The sequence below is a fragment of the Streptomyces sp. AA4 genome (assembly GCF_000158875.1).
In the GTDB taxonomy this organism is placed as follows: domain Bacteria; phylum Actinomycetota; class Actinomycetes; order Mycobacteriales; family Pseudonocardiaceae; genus Amycolatopsis.
Map to the genome: position 1 here is coordinate 5,064,753 of NZ_GG657746.1, position 16,289 is coordinate 5,081,041.

General features: G+C 69.7%; 15 protein-coding genes and 1 pseudogene. 5 read left to right on the top strand and 11 right to left on the bottom strand.

The window, feature by feature from the left end; all coding sequences use genetic code 11:
• Positions 1-43: 43 nt before the first annotated feature.
• The 6 genes from SSMG_RS23180 to SSMG_RS23205 all read right to left on the bottom strand — a co-directional run bounded on the left by SSMG_RS23180 (position 44) and on the right by SSMG_RS23205 (position 7,784).
• Positions 44-529, bottom strand: coding sequence for a flavin reductase family protein (locus SSMG_RS23180; protein WP_009079960.1), 486 nt, complete (start codon positions 527-529; stop codon positions 44-46).
• On the bottom strand, positions 526-1,998 hold the full coding sequence (locus tag SSMG_RS23185; protein WP_009079962.1) for an FAD-dependent oxidoreductase: 1,473 nt from the start codon (positions 1,996-1,998) through the stop codon (positions 526-528). Before SSMG_RS23185 ends, SSMG_RS23180 begins: the two co-directional genes overlap by 4 nt.
• Positions 1,999-2,011: 13 nt before the next feature.
• The gene (locus SSMG_RS47110) at positions 2,012-4,516 is read right to left on the bottom strand and encodes an alpha/beta hydrolase fold domain-containing protein (RefSeq protein WP_286156971.1); all 2,505 of its coding nucleotides are present in this window, start codon (positions 4,514-4,516) and stop codon (positions 2,012-2,014) included.
• Positions 4,517-4,545: 29 nt separating this feature from the next.
• Positions 4,546-5,469 carry a VOC family protein gene (locus SSMG_RS23195; protein WP_037717793.1) on the bottom strand — a complete coding sequence of 308 codons (924 nt, stop codon included), beginning with the start codon at positions 5,467-5,469 and terminating at the stop codon, positions 4,546-4,548.
• A 14-nt stretch (positions 5,470-5,483) separates the two neighbouring features.
• Positions 5,484-6,668, bottom strand: coding sequence for an acyl-CoA dehydrogenase family protein (locus tag SSMG_RS23200; protein WP_009079968.1), 1,185 nt, complete (start codon positions 6,666-6,668; stop codon positions 5,484-5,486).
• A gap of 81 nt (positions 6,669-6,749) precedes the next feature.
• A complete protein-coding gene (locus tag SSMG_RS23205; protein WP_009079972.1) occupies positions 6,750-7,784 on the bottom strand; it encodes a ferredoxin--NADP reductase in 1,035 nt (344 codons plus the stop codon).
• A 224-nt stretch (positions 7,785-8,008) separates the two neighbouring features.
• On the opposite strand from SSMG_RS23205, the gene SSMG_RS23210 reads away from it, so the two are divergent.
• From SSMG_RS23210 to SSMG_RS23225, 4 genes are all read left to right on the top strand, one after another.
• Positions 8,009-8,395 (top strand): nuclear transport factor 2 family protein, encoded by a 387-nt coding sequence (locus SSMG_RS23210; protein ID WP_009079974.1) that lies wholly within the window; start codon positions 8,009-8,011, stop codon positions 8,393-8,395.
• A gap of 89 nt (positions 8,396-8,484) precedes the next feature.
• Positions 8,485-9,630 (top strand): Rieske 2Fe-2S domain-containing protein, encoded by a 1,146-nt coding sequence (locus SSMG_RS23215; protein WP_037714584.1) that lies wholly within the window; start codon positions 8,485-8,487, stop codon positions 9,628-9,630.
• Positions 9,627-9,890 (top strand): hypothetical protein, encoded by a 264-nt coding sequence (locus tag SSMG_RS23220; protein WP_009079978.1) that lies wholly within the window; start codon positions 9,627-9,629, stop codon positions 9,888-9,890. The genes SSMG_RS23215 and SSMG_RS23220 overlap by 4 nt, the downstream gene beginning before the upstream one ends.
• A 156-nt stretch (positions 9,891-10,046) precedes the next feature.
• A complete protein-coding gene (locus SSMG_RS23225) occupies positions 10,047-10,877 on the top strand; it encodes an IclR family transcriptional regulator (protein ID WP_009079980.1) in 831 nt (276 codons plus the stop codon).
• A 34-nt stretch (positions 10,878-10,911) separates the two neighbouring features.
• Here the strand turns inward: SSMG_RS23225 and SSMG_RS23230 are convergent, their stop codons facing one another.
• Together SSMG_RS23230 and SSMG_RS47725 are read right to left on the bottom strand one after the other, a co-directional pair.
• The gene (locus tag SSMG_RS23230; RefSeq protein ID WP_353611802.1) at positions 10,912-11,679 is read right to left on the bottom strand and encodes an SDR family NAD(P)-dependent oxidoreductase; all 768 of its coding nucleotides are present in this window, start codon (positions 11,677-11,679) and stop codon (positions 10,912-10,914) included.
• A 66-nt stretch (positions 11,680-11,745) separates the two neighbouring features.
• Positions 11,746-12,394: pseudogene (locus SSMG_RS47725) on the bottom strand (SDR family NAD(P)-dependent oxidoreductase); the annotation flags it as partial.
• Between the two features lie 122 nt (positions 12,395-12,516).
• On the opposite strand from SSMG_RS47725, the gene SSMG_RS23235 reads away from it, so the two are divergent.
• Positions 12,517-13,272, top strand: coding sequence for an SDR family NAD(P)-dependent oxidoreductase (locus SSMG_RS23235; RefSeq protein WP_037714586.1), 756 nt, complete (start codon positions 12,517-12,519; stop codon positions 13,270-13,272).
• Positions 13,273-13,378: 106 nt separating this feature from the next.
• Here the strand turns inward: SSMG_RS23235 and SSMG_RS23240 are convergent, their stop codons facing one another.
• From SSMG_RS23240 to SSMG_RS23250, 3 genes are all read right to left on the bottom strand, one after another.
• Positions 13,379-14,245 carry a manganese catalase family protein gene (locus SSMG_RS23240; protein WP_009079986.1) on the bottom strand — a complete coding sequence of 289 codons (867 nt, stop codon included), beginning with the start codon at positions 14,243-14,245 and terminating at the stop codon, positions 13,379-13,381.
• A gap of 100 nt (positions 14,246-14,345) precedes the next feature.
• On the bottom strand, positions 14,346-15,833 hold the full coding sequence (locus SSMG_RS23245; protein WP_037714588.1) for an FAD-dependent oxidoreductase: 1,488 nt from the start codon (positions 15,831-15,833) through the stop codon (positions 14,346-14,348).
• Positions 15,833-16,267, bottom strand: a complete 435-nt coding sequence (locus tag SSMG_RS23250; protein WP_009079990.1) for a DUF4383 domain-containing protein — start codon at positions 16,265-16,267, stop codon at positions 15,833-15,835. Before SSMG_RS23250 ends, SSMG_RS23245 begins: the two co-directional genes overlap by 1 nt.
• Positions 16,268-16,289: the final 22 nt, after the last annotated feature.

Sequence of the window (16,289 nt, forward strand, 5' to 3'; positions counted from 1 at the left end):
CGGAACCGGGAGCGTTCGGGCCGCCGTCCCGATCAGCGGACGCTCAAGCGCTGATCCGCCCGTAACGGCCCCGGAAGAACACCAACGGCTCCAGATCCGACGAATACAGATGCCGCACCCGGGAAACCGCGATCGTGTGATCACCCGCCGCATGCTCGGCATCCAGCTCAGCCTCGATCCACGCCAGCGAATCAGCCACCACCGGCGCACCCGACGGCGACGGCGTCCACTCGATCCCGGCGAACTTGTCGGCGCCCCGCGCGGCCAGCTGGCGGCAGACCGTTTCCTGCGACTCGGACAGGATGCTGATCGCGTAGCACCCCGCCGACCGCACGCGCGGCCAGGACGTGCTGGTCGCCGCCACGCAGAACGCGACCAGCGGCGGGTCCAGCGACACCGACGTGAACGAGTTCGCCGCCAGCCCCACCGGGGAGCCGGTTTCCGGGTCGATTCCGGTGATCGCCACGACGCCGGTCGCGAAATGGCCGAGGACCGTGCGCAGCCGGGCGGGGTCCGATACTCCAGTCATGCCAAGGCTCCCTTCGCCGCGGCGCGTCCGGCCCGGCGTCCGTAGAAGCTGCCGTCTCCCAGCGAAGCGCCGCTGACGTAACCGCCGGTGCAGATTCCCGCGGTGCAGCGTCCGGCGGCGAACAAGCCGGGGATCGGCGCGCCGGACACGTGCAGCACTCGCGCGTCCAGGTCGGTCCGCAGGCCGCCGAGGGGGAACCCGGCGGTGGCGCCGCGCAGGTCGAACGCGGCGACGGCGCCGGTGAGCGGGCGCAGCCATTCCGGTTTCTTGCCGAACAGCGGGTCCCGGCCTTGCGCCGCGTAGGTGTTGTAGAGATCGACCGTGGTTTGCAGCGCCAGCTCTGGCAGGCCCATGTCCGCTTCCAGTTCGGCGACGGTCTCCGCGGCCCAGGTCGGCGGCACGCGGAAGGCCGGCGTCGCGGTCTCGGTGGCGAGCGCTTCCTCGTGCGCCCGTTCGTCGATCACCAGGTACGCCTGGTTGTCCTGGTGGAACAGTGTCGCCTGGCCGATCCGGCCGGGGTAGGTGTCTTCGGTGATATAGCGCTGCCCCTGCCCGTTGACGAGAATGCCGCGCGCGATCGTCTGCGGGTCGCCGAAGAACGCGACTTCGGTGGCGTTCAGGTGCGCGGTCGCCGCGCCGAGCGCGGCGGCGGCCAGGATTCCGACGCCGTCGTGTTCCTCGATGGCGGCTCCCGGACGGCCGGTCAACAGCGGCGCGTGGTCGGCGACCATCTGCTCGGAGTAGGCGAATCCCCCGGTGGCCAGGACGACACCGAGGTCCGCCCGGACGGCGATCTCCCGGCCGTAGCGCCGGGCGAGCACTCCGACGACTCGCGAACCGTCCACGATGAGACGGCTCAGGCGAACGTCGTAGGAAACGCGTACTCCCAGCGCTTCGGCGGTCTCCGCGAGCGGCTTCATCAGCATGTACCCGCCGCCTCGCTCGCCGGTGCGTTTAGCGCGCATCTGCGGCACGTGGCCGCGCGGCGCGGGGCGGGCGATCGCGTTGAACGGGGCCGCGTTCTCGCCGCCGGAGTAGGCCAGGCCCTCGTCGTGCGGCGGTTCCCAGCCGGGCTCGTCCCAGAGTGCCGCGCGGAAGGGCACGCCGTTGTCGACCAGCCAGTCGTAGTGTTCCAGGCTGCCGCGGCAGTAGTCGGCGATCTTGGCTTCGTCCGCGCCCGGGCCGACGGCCGCGAGCAGGAACTTCTCCATGTCCTCCACGCTGTCCTCGAATCCGAGCGCGCGCTGGAGCGGAGTGCCGCCGCCGAGGTACACGAAACCGCCGGCCAGCGCCGCCGCGCCGCCCCAGCCGCCCGTGCGTTCCAGGATCAGCACCTGCGCGCCGGACCTCGCCGCTTCGATCGCCGCGGACACGCCCGCGATGCCGTACCCGGCGATCACCACGTCCGCGCTCTCGTGCCATTCGGCGATCCCGGCGGCCGGGACCGGACGCAGTTTGTCGGTCGTCATGGATCAGCCCTTCCTAGGCCAGGAGGTCCCGCATCATCTGCCAGAGCTTCTCGCGCGCGGGTTCGGTCAGGGACAGCGCCGGGATCGTCAGGAAACCGTGGAACAGGCCCTCGAACCGGTGCGCGGCGACCGCGACCCCGGCGTCCCGCAGGCGCTGCGCGTAGTCGTCGCCGGAGCTGCACAGCGGGTCCAATTCCGCGGTCGCGACCACTGCGGGCGGAAGGTCCGCCAGCGACTCCGCCCGCGTGGGCACAAGGTAGGGGCTGTCTGTTCCGTTCGGCGCGTATTGCGCCCAATACCACCGCATCGCGGTCTCGGTGTTGTAGTAACCCTCGCCGTAGCGCCGGTAGGACTCGGTGGAGAAATCGTCGTCGATCACCGGGTACAGCAGGACTTGCCCGGCAATCCGCGGACCGCCGCGGTTGCGCGCCGCGAGGCTCACCGTGGCGGCCAGGTTGCCCCCGGCGCTGTCGCCGGCCACGACGATGCGGCCCGGGTCTCCCCCGTACTCGGCGGCGTGCTGCGCAGCCCAGACCACCGCCGCGTACAGGTCCTCCATCGCCGCGGGTCCGGGATGTTCCGGGGCCAGCCGGTAGTCGACCGCGAGCACGACGGCTCCGACCGCGGCGGCCATGGAGCGGCAGAACTCGTCGTGGCTGTCGAGGTCGCAGAACACGAACCCGCCGCCGTGCGCGAAGACGACCACGGGAAGCGGCGCGTCGTCGTGCGGGACGTAGATCCGCACCGTCAGGTCTCCGCCCGGACCGGCGAGCACCCGGTCTTCCGCGGTCCGCAGGTCCGGCTGACGGGTCAGCGGCGCCCGGCGGGACCGGATAATCGCGCGCAGTTCGGCGGGATCGTGCCGGGTCACATCCGGGAAGCTGGCCAGAGCGGCCAGCATCGCCTTCACCTCGGCCCCGGCAGGATTGTCCAGGACGAACCCGCGATACCCGGCGGCCACGACGTCGTCGCAGATCGCACGGTATTTGCCGAGCCCGCCCACGTACGGCATGAACACGCGCGGTTTGCCGGGGATGTTCGCGCCGAGGTACCACGAATTGGCGGCTGGGAACAACGTCGCCGCCGCGTTCGCGTTGCACTCGGCCACCCAGTGCGCGACGGCTTCCTCGGTCGCCTCGATGGTCGACACGCGGTTCTCGTCGAGATAGTCCACACAGGACGCGATCCAGTCCACGTGCTGTTCCGCGGTCAGCACCATGTTCGCCAGCACGCTCGGGCTGCCGGGCCCGTTGGCGACGAACATGTTGGGGAATCCAGCGACCGCCAGGCCGAGGTAGGTGCGCGGGCCCGCCGACCACGCGTCGCGCAGCGTGCGCCCGCCGCGGCCGCGGATGTCGATCCGGGACAGCGAACCGGTCATCGCGTCGAAACCGGTGGCGAAGATCAGCAGGTCGAGTTCGTGGAGAGCGTCCGACGTGCGGACTCCCTCCGGCGTGATCTCGGTGATCGGCGTGCGCCGGAGGTTGACCAGCCGGACGTTTTCCCGGTTGTACGTCTCGAAATAGCCGCTGTCGGTGACGATGCGTTTCGTGCCGATCGGATGGTCGTCCGGGATGAGCTGTTCGGCGACGTCCGGATCGCGCACCAGCTCGCGGATCTTGGCTTCGACGTACTCGCGGGCGGTGTCGTTGGCGGCGAGATTGGTCGTTTGATCCGGGAACGCCTTGGCGAACAGGTATCCCCCGCGTTCCCACCACTGGTCGTAGATCCGGGTCCGCTCGGCGGCGTCGACCTCCAGCGCGCCGCGCGGATGCGGGCTGTTGGGCGTGCCGCCGCCGCTGATCCGCGAAAGCCGCCGCCGTTCGGGATAGCCGGCCTTGATTTCCGCGATGTACTCCGGCGTCAGCGGGTGGTTCCGCGCGGGAATCGAATAATTGGGACTGCGCTGGAAAACCGTCACCCGCGCGGCGGTTTCGGCGACGACCGGGACCGTCTGGATCCCGGACGACCCGGTCCCGATCACGCCGACGCGTTTGCCCTCGAATTCCACGGCGTGGTGCGGCCAGGCCCCGGTGTGGTACAGCTCGCCCGCGAAACTGTCCCGGCCCGGGATGTCCGGCATATTGGTCGCGGACAGCACACCGGTGGCCAGCACGAGAAACCGCGCACTGACGGTCCGGGCGGTGTCGGTGCGGATCGTCCACCGCCCGGACCTCTCGTCGTACTCGGCCGCCGTCACCCGGGTCGAGAACTCGAAGGCCGGACGCAGGTCGTAGCGGTCCGCGACGTGGTCGAGATACCGCAGGATCTCTTCCTGGGTCGCGAACCGCTCGCTCCACGTCCAGTCCTGCTGCAGTTCTTCGTCGAACGAGTAGGAGTAGTCGACGCTTTCGACGTCGCATCGCGCGCCGGGATACCGGTTGTGGTACCAGGTGCCGCCCACTCCGGCCGCGCTTTCGAAGCCCCGCACCCGCATGCCGCGCGCGCGGAGTTTGTGCACCGCGTAGAGACCGGCGATCCCGGCCCCGACGACGACTGCGTCGAAACAGTTGTCCACGTTCGTTCCCCTAGGTGCGGCGGGCTCGGTCAGGCTTCTCCGCGCGCGGCGGCTTCCTTCATTTCCTTCATCCAGAGCCATTCGTGGCCCCAGTAGCTGTCCGCGGTGATTTCCTCGGCGGTGTAATAGCTTTCGTCGACGAGCTGGCCGCCGTAGCCGTACTCGATGTCCCAGCCGCCGGGCACGCGGACGTAGAACGAGATCATCTTGTCGTTGGTGTGCCGCCCCAGCGTCGAGGACACCGGGAAATCGCGTGCCAGGACCTGGTCGTAGGCGCGGCCGACCGCGTCGAGCGAATCGACCTCCACCATGACGTGGATCAGGCCCGGGTCGCGCCCCTCCAGGCTCGGCATGATCGCCAGGCTGTGGTGGCGCTGGTTGATCCCGAGGAACCGGATCCGCAGCGGCCCGGCTTCCGGCGGGCCGGGCATCCGGAACGCGCCGCGCGACAGGAAGCCGAGCGTCTCGGTGTAGAACTCGAAGGATTCGTCGAAGCTGGTCGTCGGCATGACCACGTGCCCGAGGCCCTGCGCGCCGGTGACGAACTTGTGCGCGTACTTCGTGAGCACCGGGCTGTGTTCGAGCACCGGACCGTGGAAGAACTCGAGCGGCGTGCCGCCCGGATCCTTGGCCGAGAACCCGGCCTCGACCTTGCGCCGGTCGGCGAGTTCCTGCGACATCGGCGTGCACTCGACGCCAGCCTTTTCAAGCGTCACCTGGAGCCGGCGCAACGCCGGGGCGTCCCGCACCTCCCAGCCTACCGCCGTCACGCGGTCGGCGTCGCCGTGCTCGACGGTGATCCGCGATGGCCGCTCGTCCATCCGGAAGTGCAACGCGTCCTTCTCGTCGCCGAAGCCCGGCGCGAAACCGAGCACGTCGAAGCCGAGTTCGCGCCAGCGCTCGAGGTCGGTGGCGATGACCCGGACGTAGCCGAGTCCCTTGATTTCGCTCATCATGGGGTCCTTTCTCAGATCATCACGCGAAGCGGGCCCTGCGGGACCTCGACGTGCAACGACGCCAGTGCGGCGGCGTGGTAGGTGGTGCTCGTGACGTGGATCGCGTGGTGCAGACCGGCGTGCGCGTCGCGCCAGAAACGCTGCAGCGGGTTGTCCATCCGCAACGCGTTCCCTCCGGCCCGGTCGAAGATCTCGTCCGCGGCGCGCACCGCCCGCCAAGCCGCGCGCGCCTGGTCCCGGCGGACCTGGGCGCGGGTGGCGAAGTCGATCTCCTCGCCGCGGTCGACCCTGTCCCAGATCCGGTCTACATTGGACAGCAGCTGCTGGCGGGCGGCGTCGATCTCCGAAGCCGAATCGCTCAGCGCGTGCAGCACGTACGGGTCGTCCTTGACGAGCGTGCCCGTCGCGCCGACCCGGTTGCGCTGGTACTCGATCCCGGCGGCCAGCACGCCCTCGCAGATGCCGATGGTGGCCGAGGTGATCCCGAGCGGGAAGATCGTCGACCACGGCATCTTGTACAGCGTCTCGGTGACGCCGTACTCCCGCGCCGCCGAGCCGTCGATGACCTTGTCCGCGTCCATCACCCGGTACGCCGGGACGAACGCGTCCTTGACCACGATGTCCTTGCTGCCGGTGCCGCGCAGGCCGACGACGTCCCAGGAACCGTCGACGATCTCGTAATCCGACCGCGGCAGGATCACGTGCATGCTGTGCGGCGGCATCAGCGGCTTGCCGTCCTTGCCGCCGAGCATCGCGCCGAGGAAGATCCAGTCGCAGTGGTCGGTGCCCGAGGAGAACTGCCAGCGGCCGTTCAGCACGAACCCGCCGTCGGCCGGGACCGCGACGCCGGCGGGCATGTACGGCGACGCCTGCCAGGTGTCGGTGTCCTCGCCCAGGATCTCTTCCTGCACCTTCGGATCCGCGAAGGCGAGCTGCCACGGGTGGACGCCGACGATGCCGCCCACCCAGCCCGCCGAACCGTAGATGCTCGCCGTCTTCATTACCGTCTCGGCGAATTCGCGCGGGTGCGCTTCGCAACCGCGGTACTTCTTGCGCTGCAGCAGACGGATGATGCCCGCTTGCTTGAGCCGCTTCGCCATGTCGTCCGGCAGCCGGCCGAGCGACTCGCCTTCCTCGGCGCCGGCCCGGAGTTCGTCGGCGATCGCCTCGATGTTGTCGATTGCTGCATTCGGCATGAAGGCTCCTTCTGTGCGAGTCGAGCTTGCCAACCGGAAAGCCGGACCGGCCCCGGTCTCCTGATGAGTGGAACAGCGGTTTCAGTACTCGATCGCGATCTCGTCGCTGACCGGTTCGGCCTGGCACGCCAGGACGTAGCCCTCGGCGAGATCGTCCTCGGTGAGAATCTCGTTGTGCGCCAGGGCGACTTTGCCTTCCGTCAACGCGCACACGCACGCGCTGCAGGCGCCTTCGCGGCACGAGTACGGCGCGTCGACGCCCGCGGCGAGAAGCGCGTCGAGGAGTTTCTGCCCGGTTTCCCACGGGACGACGCGGTCCTCGCCGTCGAGCGAGACCCGCACCGTGCAGGCGACCTCGCCGGTCCCGGATTCCGCGGCCGCGAACGGATCTTGCTGCAGGGAAAGGAATCGCTCCGAGTGCACCCCGGCCGTTCCGACGCTCGCGCAGACCTCCGCCGCCAATTCCATCAACGGCTCCGGCCCGCAGAGGTAGACCTCGCGGTCGGCGAACGGACGCAGCAACACCGTCAGCAGGTTCCGGCTGGGATATCCCTGCAACGATTCCAGGAGGTGGAGCACCGTGAAGCGATCCGGAAACTTGCTCTCGAGGGCGGCCAGTTCCGCCGCGAAGATCACCGACGCCTCGTCCCGGTTCGCGTAGAGCAGCACCACTTCCCCGCTGCCGCCGAACAGGATCGACTTCGCGATGGCGAGCACCGGCGTGATGCCGCTGCCGCCCGCGAGCAGTACCACGGATCGGTCCAGCGAAGCGGGCGTGAAGGTCCCGGCGGGCGGGAGCACGTCCAGTTCCGCGCCCGCGGTCACGGTGTCGCACAGCCAGTTGGACCCGTGCCCGCCCGGTACCCGTTTGACGGTGAACTTCATCGCCTCGTCGCAGTGCGGAGAACTCGACAGCGAGTAGCAGCGGGCGGAACCCGTTCCGGCGTCCGGGACCCGCACGGTCAGGAACTGCCCGGCGCGGTAGCCGAACGCGGGTTCGCCCACCGGCTCCACGACGAACGAGCGCGCGTCGGCGGTCTCCTCCACGACGGCGGTCACCCGGACCCGTTTCCCGCGCGGACCCGCCGCGGCGCCGGTACTCGTTTCGGTGGACATCCACCCTCCTGGTCGTCGTCCCTCGCCCCGCCGGACGGGGCCTGCGAACGGTACGGCCGCGTCCGCCCGCCGGACCGCGGTCGTTTCGCTGACTGGGAGACGAGTCGCGAAAGATCTTGCGCGGCAGGCGCTTCCGCCCAGGTGGAAGACCGTTTCCGCGCTCGGTATCCCACCAAGCGGTTGCTCGGTCCCCCGGCCGGCCCCGGCTGTGCTTGCATCCCCGCATGCCGACCATCGACAAGATCACCGACACCGTCGCGGAGTACGTCCGCAGGCTCGAAGCAGGCGACGCGGCGCGGATCGCCGCGCTTTACGCCGAGGACGCCACCGTCGAGGACCCCGCGGGCAGCGCGGTGCGCAAAGGCCGGGAGGCCATCGCCGCCTTCTACAGCGAACTCGACGGCCTCGCCCTCACCGCCGAGCTGCTCACCGTCCGCGCGGCCGGCGACACCGCCGCCTTCCACCTGCGCGTGATCACCACGACCGAGGAGTTCGTCAGCTCGATCGAACCGATCGACGTCATGACGTTCGACGAACGCGGCCGGATCACGAGCATGCGCGCGATCTGGAGCCCGGCCGACGTCGCCCACCACCGGCGTTCCAGTCAGTGAACTGTGCCCGGGTTCATGAGCCCGGCGCTTGTTAGAACCGGAACGCACCGGACCGACAGCTCCCCACCTACCCTTTCCAGGAGAGCGCGATGACTTCTCTGCAACCGGACGAAATCCGCGTGATCGAAGCGGATTCGGCCCCCGCCCGCTTCGCCCGCGGCTGGCATTGCCTGGGCCTCGTCCGCGATTTCGCCGACGGAAAACCGCATACCGTGCACGCCTTCGGAACGAAACTCGTGGTGTTCCGCGGGGCGAACGGAAAGATCAATATCCTCGATTCCTATTGCCGGCACCTCGGCGGCGACCTGTCCCAAGGCGAGGTCAAGGGCGACGAGATCGCCTGCCCGTTCCACGACTGGCGCTGGGGCGGCGACGGCCGGTGCAAGCAGATCCCGTACAGCAAGCGCGTCCCGATGCTCGCGCGGACCCGGGCGTGGACGACCCTGCAGCAGGACGGCCTGCTGTTCGTCTGGCACGACCCGGAGGGCAGCAAACCGGCCGACGACGTCGCCATCCCCCGCATCGAGGGCGCGGAAAGCGACGAGTGGACCGACTGGCACTGGTACACGACCGTCGTGAACACCAACTGCCGCGAGATCATCGACAACGTCGTCGACATGGCGCATTTCTTCTACGTGCACGGCTCGCTGCCGACGTACTTCAAGAACGTCTTCGAGGGCCACGTCGCGACCCAGTACATGAACGGCGACGCCCGCGACGACTACCCGGCCCCCGAGGGACAGCCGAAAATGCTCGGCACGACGTCCGTCGCGTCGTATTACGGCCCGTCGTTCATGATCGACGACCTGACCTACCACTACGAATTCGGCGATCACCACACGGTCCTGCTCAACTGCCACTACCCGATCAGCCCGGATTCGTTCGTGCTGCAGTACGGGATCATCGTGAAGAAATCGGCCACGCTGCCGGAGGACGCGGCGACGGAGTCGGCGATCGCGCTCGGCGACTACATCAAGGTCGGCTTCGAGCAGGACGTCGAGATCTGGAAGAACAAGGCCCGGATCGACAATCCGCTGCTGTGCGAGGAGGACGGCCCGGTGTACCAGCTGCGCCGCTGGTACGAGCAGTTCTACGTCGACGTCGCCGACATCCGCCCGGAGATGGTGGACCGGTTCGAGTACGAACTGGACCTCACCCGGCCGACGCAGGCGTGGCACGACGAGGTGGCCGCCAACGTCGCCCGCCAGGCCAAGCCGACGGAGACCGCGCCGTGAGCGAACCCAGGACCGACAACCGGCTCGACGACGTGCCGATGCAGCCGCTGCGGTGCCAGCACTGCGCGGCGCGGCTCCTGGTGCGCAAGAGCACGGTGCACCAGACGAGCCTGCAGTGGAATGCCGCCGCCGTCGAAACCTGCGCGGAACTCGGCGCTTCGCCGATGCCGGGGCCCGCGCTGGCCGGATGTTCGCGGCTCAAGGAGTCCCTGGACGCCGAAGTCGCCGCCGGACGGCTCCGGATCGTCCAGCCGGTCTGACCGCTCAGGTGCGCCGTGCCCGGTTTGCCCGGGCCCGGCGCACCTCTCTGTCCGCCGGCCGGTTTACAGCCGGGCGCCGATGTGCCTACACTCCAAGGTGTCAGATTCTGACAGGTAGTCTCAATCTGACATACGCAGTCTGGAGGTGGTGTTGCAATGGCGCACATCGAGGAAGCCCCCGCGGCGATGATCGACCGCGTCGCGTCGCTGCTGGAGTCCTTCGTGGGCGAACGGCCGCTGACGCTGGCCGAACTCGCCCGCCGCTCCCACGTGCCGAGGTCGTCGGCGCACCGGATCCTGCAGCGGCTGGTCGAACTCGGCTGGGTGGAGCGCAAGGAGTTCACCTACACGCTGGGGGTGCGCATGTTCGAACTCGGCTCGCAGTTCACCCGGCGGCGCACGGTTCCCCGCGCCGCCGTCGCGGTGATGGCCGACCTGCACCGCCGCAGCGGGCTCACGGTGTACCTGAGCATGCTGGTCGGCGCCGAGATCATGCACCTCGAACGGATCGGGTCGTGGCCGTCGGCCTCCGGGCAGTGGAGCGCCGGAGCCCGCCAGCCGGTCCCGCTCACCGCGCCGGGCCGCGCGCTGCTCGCCACCCTCTCCCCCGGCCAGTGGCCGGAGCTGCGCTTCGGACACGCGCCGACCCAGTACTCCATCCAGTCGCGCAGCCAGCTGATGCGCGACCTCGCCCGGGTCCGCGACCGCGGCGGGGTGGCGGTGGACGCGCAGGGCAACCATCACGGCGTGACCGTGGTGGCCGCTCCGATCACCACCATGGACGACGACGGGCACTTCGCGCTGTCGGTGTGCGGGCCGACGCGGGCGCTCGATCTGGTCTCGACGATCACCGAGGTGCGCAATGCCGCGGCCACGGTGTGGCGGGTCGCGAACGGCGTGCCCACGCTGCGGCCGCGGGCGGTCCCGGACCTGCCCTCGCCGGGGGCCGAATTGCAGCTGGCCAACGGAGGGCCCGCTTCCGGCTGACCGGCCCTCGCCGCGGGGCCGGCCAGCCGGCGCGTCAGGCGGTCTGGCCGCCGTCGATCACGAAATCCTGGCCTGTGCAGTAACTGCTGGCGTCGCTGGCCAGAAACGCCACCAGCGCCGCCACCTCGCCGGTGGTGCCGGGACGGCGGATCGGCTGCCCCGCCACCGCACCGCCGCCCGCGCGAGTCGTTTCGGAGATCATCTGCGTGTCGATCGCTCCCGGGCAGACGCAGTTGACCCGGATGCCGAACTCGGCCAGTTCCTTGGCCGCGGATTTGCTCGCCCCGCGCAACCCCCATTTCGACGCGCTGTACCCGAGGCCGCCCGCGAAACCCGTCAACGCCGCGGTCGAGGCGACGTTGATGATGGAACCGCCTCGGTCGCGCATCAGCGGCAGCACGGCTTGCATCCCGAGCACGGGACCGATCAGGTTCACGCCCAAGGTTTGCGCGAGATGGTCTTCCTCGAAGCTTTCCAACGGGGCCTTGCGGTAGAACCCGGCGTTGTTGACGAGCACGTCGACCCGGCCGAACCCGGCGCGGGTGCGCTCCATCGCGGCGGCCCAGTTTTCCTTGCGGCGCACGTCCAATCCGACGGCGAGCGTCTCGCCGTCGATCCCTTCCGCGACTGCGGCGACGGCGTTTTCGTCCAGGTCGGCCAGGACGACGCGGGCGCCTAACCGCGCGGCAGTCCGGGCGTGTTCGGCGCCTTGCCCTTGCGCGGCACCGGTGACGAACACGATTTTGTCCCGCAGATCCACGAGCTGATCGGTCAACGTTCCACTTCCTTCGCGTGTTTTCACTTCCCCGCCGCCGTCGACCGGGAGGCATACCCCGGTGACGAACGGCGCGTCCAGCAGCAAAAACTCAATGGCCCCGGCCTGTTCTTCCGGTTCGGCGAGCCGCCCGAGCGGCGTGCGGGCGCACGTGTCGCCGGTGTCGTACCCCTGGTCGATCATCTGCTGGACCATGGGAGTCAACGTGTGCCCCGGCGCGACGGCGTTGACCCGCACACCCCGGTCAGCCCACTCGATCGCCAGGTTCTCGACCAGCTGGCGGATCGCCGCCTTGGCCACGCCGTAGTCGGCCTGATTGGCCCAGCCGCGATACGCGGTGGTCGAGGCCAGTGCCACGATCGAGGCGGGAGGATCGGGGAGCGCGCGCACCAATTCCCGGGCCACCACCAGCGTGCCTACGACGTGCACGTCGAGCACGCGACGGTAAGCGTCGAGATCGAGGTGCGGGAACGAACTGGCCGCGGATGCCGTGACTGGCGACCAGCCGGCGCACCGGCCCCGCGTGGCGCGCGGCCTCGGCGAAGGCGTCGCGCACCTCGTCCTCGTTGGTCACGTCCACCCGGAAGTCCTGGAGCAGGCCGGAAAACTCGCCTTCCAGGGGCGGTGGCGGCTGCTGGTCGAACACTGTCACCGCCAGTCCTCGGTCGAGCAGCCCGCGGACCGCGGCGAGCCCGATTCCGCTGCTTCCTCCGGTGACGATCGCGTGTTCCTGGTGCGTCATCCATCGAACCTAGCAACTGCTTGGTTGTTCCGAAACCCGGCCCGTGGCACGGGATTGACCGGCGCCGCCCGGAAACGTAAGCTCGAACCAAGCATTTGCTTTGTAACGGAAGAAGGCTGCCCTTGAAGGATTTCGCCGGCAAGCCGGGCGTCGCGGTCGTCACCGGCGGGACGGGAGGGCTGGGCGCCGCGATCTGCCGGACCCTCGCCCGACGCGGGTCCGCGATCGCCTTCGCCTACCGCAGCGATCACGAAGCTGCGCAGCACCTGGCCGACGAACTCGGTGCGGCCGCCGATCCCGTGGACCTCACCGATGCCCAGCAGGCCAAGGCCTATCTCGGCAGCGTGGTCGCGCGTTTCGGCGCGATCCACACCGTCGTCCACGCCGCCGGGCCGCTCGTCCCGCAGCGGCATCTGTCCACAGTGGATCCGGAAGATTTCGGCAGGCATCTCGCCGCGGAAGCCGCCGCGTTCTTCAACCTCGTCCGCCCGGCGCTGCCCGCCCTGCGCGCCAGCCGAGGCTCGATCGTCGCGGTCACCACGGCCGCGACCAAGCGTTACCCGGTCCGCGACGGCCTTTCCGCCGGACCCAAGGGCGCGGTGGAAGCGACCGCCCGCGCGCTCGCGGCCGAGGAAGGCCGATTCGGCGTCCGCGTCAACTGCGTCGGCCCCGGAATGCTGACCGACGGCATGGCGGCGGCCCTGATGGCGAACGGAGAGCTGGCCGAACGCGCCCTCGACGCTGCTCGGCGCGCCATCCCGTTGCACACCTTCGGCAGCGCACAGGACATCGCGGAAGCGGTGTGCTTCCTGGCCTCGGACCGCGCCGGATTCATCAGCGGCCAGAAACTCGACGTCGACGGCGGATACGGCGTCTGACCCGCAGAGAACCGGGGCATAGTCGGCTCGGACCTCCCAGCGACCGGAGCAGCGACTGACCGGCAAGAACCCCGGGCGCCATCGGCCCGGGGTCCCTGATCTGCCGTCACTTAGCCTTGTTCTTCGCTTCTTTCGCCTTCCCCTTCAGCGTGCCCGCCGCGTTCTGCGTCGGCGAGTACGTCCCGTACAGCGCAGGATCCGGCTTCGGCGCCGTACCCGGACCGCCGAGGGGTTTCGGGTCGGTGAGATACTCGATGCCCTCCCCGCCGAAGCTCCAGCCCGCCTTCGCTCCGTCCGGGCCGTCCGACAGGTGCCACACCGTGTTGTTGTGGTCCTGGTTTTCCTCGTCGAACAACGCGTTCGGCGCGATCTCGCTCTCCAGGCCGTCGGCCTTCAGCTCCTCGATCGCGGCCAGCCACTGCTTCTGGTGCACGGTGTCGCGCGCGAGGTTGAACTGCAGCATCGCCTTCACGCCGGGGTCGTCGGTCATCCGGTACAGCCGCGCGGTCTGCAGCCTGCCCTGCGCCTCGGCCGCGGCGTTCGCGCGGAAGTCGGCCAGGAGATTGCCGGAGGCGACGATGTACTTGCCGTTCCACGGGGTGCCGTTCGAATCGGCGGGCAGCGCGCCGCCGCCGGCGACGATCGCCTGCTGCGGGTCCATCCCGCCGAGCACCGCCGCCATCACCGGGTCCTTCACCGCTTCCGCGGTCGCGGTGGCCGGCGCGCCCTCCAGCAGCCGCGCGACCATCGTGGCGAGCATTTCGACGTGCCCGATCTCCTCGGTCGCGGTGTCCATGATCAGGTCCTTGTACTTGCCCTCGATGCGGCAGTTCCAGCCCTGGAACAGATACTGCATGGTCACCGTCATCTCGCCGTACGCGCCGCCGATCAGCTCCTGGAGCTTGTGCGCGTACACCGGATCCGGCTTCTCGGGCTTCGCCTCGAACTGCAGCAGCTTGGTGTGTCGGAACATCAGCGTCCTTTCCCGGGGATTCGAGCCGGGCGGCGTGCCCGGCGCGTCCGGCAGGAGTGCCCCCGATCCCCCGGCCTACACCCGGCGACCGGTTGAATTTTCACGGAGTCCGGCGGGGCAGCGGCGCGGTGGCGGGCCCTTCGAGCACGGTGCCGTCGACGTCGAACCGCGAACCGTGGCACGGGCAGTCCCAGCTGCGTTCGGCCGCGTTGAACCGCACGAAACAGCCGAGATGCGTGCAGCGCATGGACACCGCGTGCAAGATGCCGTCGCGGTCTCGGTAAACGCCTTTGCGACCGGGCCCGTCGGCCAGCACTTTCGCCTGGTCCACCGCGATGTCGTCGGTGCTTTTCGCGTCGGCCTGGCGGAGCCGGTCGCCGACGAAGTCCTTCGCCACCTTAGCGTTCTGCTGCACCAGCTTCGAGGCCGACTTGAGCGAAACCCGTTGCGGGGAAAAGAGTTCCCGGTGCGGATTGGCCGATCCGGTGATCCCGTCGGCGACGACGGCCGCCGCCGCGGCGCCCATCGCCAAGCCCCATTTGCCGAACCCGGTTTCGACCCACAGCTTCCGCGCGCCCGGGAAGTACGGCCCGGCGATCGGGATGCTGTCGTAGGCCTTCGGATCCTGCGCGGACCACCGGTGCGTGACCGCGTCGAGGTCGAAATGGCGCGCGGCGAACTCGGCCAGCTCGGTGTAGCGCGCGAAATCGACCGGGTCGCCCGCCGGATGGCCCTGGCCGCCGAGGATCAGCCGGTCCTCGTAGGAGGCGAAAGACCACAATGGACTCCCGGCGCTGATCGCCAGCTCCTGCGGCGGTTTGCCGGACTTGAGCGTCGCGGCCACGCAATACGACCGCTGTACCTCCAAGCGGGGGAAGAACAACCCGCGATCGAGGATCGGGTAATGCGTTGCGATGACGACGTTTTCGGCGTCCAGCGCGCCGTCGTCGGTCGTGACGTGATACGGCGGCGCCGCGCTGACCTGCCGCCCCCGGCTGTTCTCGAATACGCGGCCGCCCTCGGCCTCGACGGCGTCGGCGAGCCCGCGCACGTAGTCGGCCGGATGGAGCGCGAGCTGCTCGGGCAACCGCACCGCGCCGTGCACCGGGACCGGCAGGTCGAGCGTGGTCGTCCACTCGACCGGCAGACCGGCCCGCGTCGCGGCCTCGTACTCGGCGCGCACGGTGTCCGCCTCGTCGGCGTGCATCGCGAACGTCGCGGCGGGCAGCCTGCGGAGGCCGCACGCGATGGGTTCGGCCAGCTCCGCCACCAGTTCGACCCCGGCCAGCGCCGCCTCGGCGTAGGCCGCCGCGGTGGCGGCGTCGTGCTCGCGGGCGAGCGTCGAGTACACAGTGGACTGCAACGCGGTGACCTTGGCGGTGTTGTTGCCGCTGGCCCCCTCCGCGACGCGGCCCGCTTCGAGGACGGCCACGTTCACGCCTCGCCGGGCGAGCAACAGGGCGGTGGTCATCCCGGCGATGCCGCCGCCGACGACGGCGACCTCGGCGCGTTCCCGGCCGCTCAGGGCCGACCGGCTGCTCGCGGACGCGGTCGCGAGCCACAGGGACTGGTCTGCGGTGGTGGTCATCAGTGGTTCCTCCGGGTGCCCGTCGGGAGGACGCCGAGCGCGATCATCACCGCCGCCAGGCCGAGGTGCAGCCAGTTGTCGGCGGTGTTGACCGGGATGAAGTTGGCCGAGCTGCCGTGGTCGACGACCAGCCCGTACACCCACAGCGCCAGGTAGACGACCCCGCCGACGACGAGGTAGTTCTTCGCGCCCGCGGGCGTCCGGGCCAGTGCGAGCCCGGCGACGCCGAAGGCCAGGTGCACGATGTTGTGCAGGATCGAGACGCTGAACAGCCCGAGCAGCAGCGCGCCCGAATGGTGCCCGGCGCCGGCGAGCTGGTCGTAGTTCGCGGTGACGCCCGGGACGAACCCGAGGATGCCGACGAGCAGGAACACCGCGCCCACACCGGCGGCGGCGAGCTGGCGCGGGGTGCGCCGCGCAACGGCTGTACTCATGACCGGAGCCCTCCCTGAATAG